This is a genomic window from Cyanobacteriota bacterium, assembly GCA_025054735.1.
GTDB lineage: Bacteria > Cyanobacteriota > Cyanobacteriia > SKYG9 > SKYG9 > SKYG9.
This window is the reverse complement of sequence record JANWZG010000063.1, coordinates 6,750-12,253: the sequence shown is the minus strand read 5'-3', so window position 1 is coordinate 12,253 and position 5,504 is coordinate 6,750. Positions and strand designations below refer to the sequence as shown.

At 49.4% G+C, this 5,504-nt stretch carries 7 protein-coding genes; 6 read left to right on the top strand and 1 reads right to left on the bottom strand.

The genetic code is table 11. The features are described 5' to 3' along the window. From NZ772_04890 to hpnH, 6 genes are all read left to right on the top strand, one after another. On the top strand, positions 1 to 437 hold a 437-nt coding region (locus tag NZ772_04890), incomplete at its 5' end, for a tRNA pseudouridine(38-40) synthase TruA (protein ID MCS6812896.1). 46 nt (positions 438 to 483) lie between these two features. Further along, entirely contained in the window at positions 484 to 927 is a 444-nt protein-coding gene (rplM, locus tag NZ772_04885; protein ID MCS6812895.1) for a 50S ribosomal protein L13, read from the top strand. A gap of 90 nt (positions 928 to 1,017) precedes the next feature. Continuing rightward, a complete protein-coding gene (rpsI, locus tag NZ772_04880) occupies positions 1,018 to 1,431 on the top strand; it encodes a 30S ribosomal protein S9 (protein ID MCS6812894.1) in 414 nt (137 codons plus the stop codon). Between the two features lie 118 nt (positions 1,432 to 1,549). After that, positions 1,550 to 1,813 carry a 50S ribosomal protein L31 gene (gene rpmE, locus NZ772_04875; GenBank protein MCS6812893.1) on the top strand — a complete coding sequence of 88 codons (264 nt, stop codon included), beginning with the start codon at positions 1,550 to 1,552 and terminating at the stop codon, positions 1,811 to 1,813. Between the two features lie 40 nt (positions 1,814 to 1,853). Then, complete coding sequence (gene prfA, locus NZ772_04870; GenBank protein MCS6812892.1) at positions 1,854 to 2,963, top strand: peptide chain release factor 1; 1,110 nt, start codon at positions 1,854 to 1,856, stop codon at positions 2,961 to 2,963. 132 nt (positions 2,964 to 3,095) lie between these two features. Next, positions 3,096 to 4,106 carry an adenosyl-hopene transferase HpnH gene (hpnH, locus tag NZ772_04865; protein MCS6812891.1) on the top strand — a complete coding sequence of 337 codons (1,011 nt, stop codon included), beginning with the start codon at positions 3,096 to 3,098 and terminating at the stop codon, positions 4,104 to 4,106. Here the strand turns inward: hpnH and NZ772_04860 are convergent. Further along, the coding region (locus NZ772_04860) for a glycosyl hydrolase-related protein (protein ID MCS6812890.1) at positions 4,098 to 5,504 on the bottom strand (1,407 nt) is incomplete at its 5' end. The two genes, hpnH and NZ772_04860, sit on opposite strands and share 9 nt — an antisense overlap.

The window sequence follows — 5,504 nt, the reverse complement described above, 5'->3', positions numbered from 1 at the left end:
TCATGCAAGCTGCACTCAACCCTTTGCTAGGACGACATCACCTCGCCGCATTCCAACGGAGTGGCTCCAAACGTTCCCACGCTTGGGTTGAAGTACAGGCAGCCGAGTGTAATCGCCAGGGCGAATTTATTTACATCGAAGTGCAAGCAAGCGGCTTTTTATATGGTATGATGCGTCTTTTGGTGGGATTGTTGGTTCAGGTCGGTGAGGGTCTACGATCGCCTCTCGACTTTACTCAGATCTGGAAGATGGAACGTCGAGATCAAGTGAAATACTCCGCACCAGCTAAGGGCCTTTGCTTGCTCAGGGTTGGTTACCCAAACTGTCCATTTAAGACTGAGACATGGTTTGACACCCAACCCAAGTTTTTATTGAATCATCAGACAAGTGACGATCGTCAACAGTATTCACATCGTTATAACCTATTGACACCATAACTGCACCATCACTCAATATTTAATGTAAAGCAAGGGGGAGTTACCCATGAATAAAACCTACCTGCCATCGCAGGATTCTCTAGAGCGCAATTGGTACGTCATTGACGCTGCTGATCAACGTCTTGGTCGTCTTGCTACAGAGATTGCCATGATTTTAAGAGGCAAGCGGAAGCCAACGTACACTCCCCATCTTGATGTTGGCGACTTTGTGATTGTAGTTAATGCTGAAAAAGTAACCGTAACGGGCAGAAAGCGTAGCCAAAAAGTCTATCGTCGGCATTCTGGTAGACCAGGTGGCATGAAAGTAGAGAACTTTACCAAGTTACAAGCTCGTCTGCCAGAACGGATTATTGAACTGGCTGTCCAGCGCATGTTACCCAAAAACACCCTGGGTCGCCAGTTATTCACAAAGCTAAAGGTTTATGCGGGGCCTAATCATCCCCATCAAGCGCAACAACCTGTAGAGCTGAAAATTCAGACCATTCCTTAGCAAGAGATTGTTTAGCAGTTCTATGAGCAAGCTGTTACAATAGCAGATCGCACCTACAAGTAGTGTTGAGTTTATTGAAGAGCAAGGCGGATGCAGGCAACAGATCAGTCAAACCGGGTTGTATATTGGGGAACAGGTCGTCGTAAGTCTTCAGTGGCCAGAGTTAGGCTGGTTCCTGGTACTGGACAACTCGTGATTAACGGCAGGCCGGGGAATGAGTACTTGCAGTTTAACCCGTCCTATCTGTCTGCCGCCAAGGCTCCGTTGGAAACTCTAGGGCTAGAGAACGAGTACGACGTGCTGGTCAACGCCCATGGGGGTGGTCTAACGGGACAGGCAGATTCTATCCGGTTGGGTGTAGCAAGAGCGTTGTGTGAGTTGGATCCAGAGAATCGGAAGCCCTTGAAGGTGGAAGGCTATTTAACTCGTGATCCCCGGGCTAAGGAACGGCGCAAATATGGCTTGCGGAAAGCCCGGAAAGCACCTCAATACTCTAAGCGTTGATCCACAGGCATTTACGCCAGTCCTGTTCTCACTGCACTATTTATCAAGCGGGTTGGCTACACTGCCTATTCCATACGATGATTGACTATTGGCAACAAACGACTACAAGGAGCTAATTATGCCAAAACCTGACATTCACCCTCAATGGTACCCAGAGGCGGAGGTTTATTGTAATGGTGAACTGGTGATGAAGGTAGGTTCTACGCGACCCAGATTAGATGTTGATGTTTGGTCAGGTAATCATCCATTTTACACAGGCACCCAAAAGATTATTGATACTGAAGGTCGTGTGGAACGCTTCCTGCGGAAATACGGCATGATGGAGGGAGATGCTAGCCCAGCAGATGATAAGAAATCTGGTGGCAAGAGGAAACGTCGTTAGTGCTTTAGACTACTATCGTTGACGCTGTTGAGGCGTTGTTATGGCTGAGGCTTATTTACTAGAGAAACTACAATCTGTTGAGCATACCTTTAACGACCTAACTCGGCGGTTGGCAGATCCTGATACTGCTTCTGATCCGAGTGAGTTTCAGCGGGTGGCGAAGTTACGATCGTCCCTAGAAGATGTTGTTAACACCTATGACCTGTGGAAGTCGGTTCAAGATGAACTCAAGGGTGCCCAGCAAGTTTTGAAAGAGTCAGCAAGCGATCCAGAGTTTCAGCAGATAGCAGCTCAAGAGGTCAAGGATCTAGAGGCTAAAGCCGAGCATCTAGAGCAGCAGTTAAAAATCTTACTCCTGCCCCGTGATCCCAATGATGACAAGAATATTATGCTGGAAATTCGGGCAGGGACAGGCGGGGATGAGGCAAGTATTTGGGCCGGAGATCTAGTTCGCATGTATTCACGCTATGCCGAGAGCCAACACTGGCGAGTAAAGTTGCTGAGCGAGTCTCCAGGGGAAATGGGTGGCTTTAAGGAAGCTATTCTGGAGATTCAGGGCGATCAGGTGTATAGCAAGTTGAAGTTTGAAGCGGGAGTACATCGAGTTCAACGGGTGCCAGCTACAGAAGCCTCAGGGCGAGTCCACACTTCAACGGCAACTGTAGCAGTAATGCCAGAGGTAGATGAGGTAGAGATTCAAATTGACCCTAAGGACATTGAGTTGACTACGGCTCGATCAGGTGGAGCTGGTGGACAAAATGTCAACAAGGTGGAAACAGCCGTCGATTTGATCCATAAGCCCACGGGCATTCGCGTGTTTTGTACAGAGGAACGATCGCAGTTGCAAAACCGAGAACGGGCTATGCAGATTTTGCGTGCCAAGCTCTACGAAATTAAGCTGCGAGAACAACAGGAAGCCGTGACTTCCATGCGGCGCTCTCAGGTAGGCACGGGTGCGCGGTCGGAAAAAATCCGTACCTATAATTACAAAGATAACCGTGTAACAGACCATCGGCTAGGTCAAAATTTCTCTCTGGAGGAAGTCTTAAGTGGTGACCTAGAGACCATTATTCAATCTTGCATTGCCCAGGATCAGCAGGAACGGCTAGCAGAAATGGCGGCTGAGGTGTCTGCTCGCAATGGTGCATAATTCCTCCCTAATTCTCTAAATCAGTCAACTATTGACGAATCGGCCATCTGCATACCAGCTATTTTGCTGAAACATACGGTTTAATCAGAGAAGACCGTTGATTAACTGTGTGTGAGGAGAGCGAATATTGTTATGGCTATTCAACTACAGCAGGCGATCGCTGTTGGCACCTACATTTTGACCCAGCGGCTCAAGGGGCGAAAGCGCTTTCCACTAGTGCTCATGCTGGAGCCTCTGTTTCGTTGCAATCTAGCCTGCTCTGGCTGTGGCAAGATTCAGCATCCGGTTGAGATCCTAAAAAGAAACCTTACTCCAGAGGAATGCTTTGCAGCAGTTGAGGAGTGCGGTGCACCAGTAGTTTCCATTCCTGGTGGTGAGCCACTGCTCCATCCCCAAATTGACGAAATCGTTGATGGGCTAGTAGCTCGGCGCAAGTTTGTTTACCTCTGTACTAATGGGCTACTGCTAGAAAAAAGCTTAGATAAGTTTCAGCCTTCACCCTATCTCACCTTTAGTGTGCATCTAGACGGATTGCGAGATTGGCATGATCACTGTGTCGATCGTAAGGGTGTTTTTGACATCGCTGTTAGTGCTATTCGGGCTGCTAAGGCTAGGGGATTCCGTGTAACCACAAACACGACCATCTTTGACGGTGCAGATCCCAGAGAAATGCAAACCTTCTTTGATTTCCTGACTGACTTGGGGGTAGATGGCATGATGATCTCTCCTGGCTACAGCTACAAGTGGGCACCTGACCAGGATCATTTCCTCAAACGCGAACAAACCCGTGCTCTGTTTCGGGAAATTCTATCCCCCTTCAAGGCTGGAGAAAAAGCCTGGAACTTTAACCATAATCCCCTATTTCTAGATTTTCTCATGGGTGAAAAAGACTATGAGTGCACACCTTGGGGTAGCCCTAGCTACAGCGTGTTGGGCTGGCAAAAGCCTTGCTACTTACTGAACGAAGGACACTATGCCACCTTCCAAGAGCTGCTGGATAAGACCGCATGGGAAAACTATGGACGAGCTAGCGGTAACCCTCAATGTGCTGACTGTATGGTGCACTGTGGTTATGAACCAACGGCTGCGGTCGATGCGCTGCAACCCCAGAACTTAGGACGTGCTATGAGCAGCTTATTTTGATGCCGTAGTACAACCTTGATGAGTGGCAACCTTGATGACCAGAGTCGCAATTTGCCAGGGTGCGATGGACACAGAGCAGGAGTCTATAGCACTCTGCGGGGACTGGGACAGCGATCGCTCCAATAGATCAACACGATCAACGACCTCTAGGCCCAAGTCACTAGTGAGATGCATATTAGCCCCTTGACCGTGAGCTTCATAGCAGCGCAAGATCCACTGCGTTGCATTTTCTTCACAGGGTTTAAGGGCCGTCAGCACCAGATTATTAGCTTGTAAGTCTAGTAGACAAGCTTCAGGTGGTAGTGGTTTCTGAGTCATACCTTGCTGTAGTGTCGGAACAACCACTACTTGTAAGGGCTGGTTAAATGCATAGCCGTGCTGCACGGTCTGGGCTGCTCGCCAGTCACCCGCATGGGGATAGAGGGCATAGGCAAACTCGTGACGACCAATATCCGCACTGGGATCAGGCCAGCAGGAGCCGCGCAGCAGAGTTAACCGTAGCTGGTTGGGCTTACTGTCGTAGGCATATTTGCAGTTGTTAAGGATACTGACACCGGCTAGATCTGCCCAGCGCAAGGCAGGAACCTCCCACTTGGCCGCTTGTCTTGGATCTGTGGACTGAGTAGGACGCTGGATAGCACCGCAGGGAATCTCGTAGGTGGCATAGTCGGCTTGGATAGCCAGCGGAAAGGCTGCTTTGAGGATCAAGTGGTAATCTTGCCAGTCGGCGATCGTCTCGATGCGCAGCCAAGGGGAACTAGCCTCCAACACATAGTCCTGTTGCAGGGTAGAGTTAGCAATCGTTCGCACCACCCGTAACCGTTGACAGACAGAGCCACAATCGATCCAGCTGATGGACTGCAACTCACTAGGAGGCAGAGGATGCTGTTCATAGTCAGGGTCTATGTTCCAGGCATCCCAATATTTGTGCTGATCTACAAAGGCTTGCAGTTGGTTACCAGCACCACTAAGCACCTGCCGTTGCTGGGTTTTATCAAAGACACTAGCAAGATCTCCAGTTACTGGATCCACATGAATCCGTAAGTAGTCATTATCAAGGACATACAGATGAGGGTCAGGGGTTGCGACGGTGTTACCAGTTGTAGCATTATCTTGGGGTCGCCACCAAAATAGCCGATACCCTACGGGTGGAATGTTCTCGGCAACGAAGGCTAGGTGGCCATTACTGAGTCGTTGAGAGGGGATCACCTGTCCATCTATACCCATGACCTGACCATCGGGAACATCTAAACTGTCAATCTGTACAACCTCTGATCGCTGCCAATTCAGGGAGTTCACCACCACGATCGGCTGACAGTCGGGGGTGGGTGGTGTCGGCAGGCCTATGTGCTCTACTAAGGTAGCCAGTGCTTGATCGCGTAGGCCTATAGCAGTATT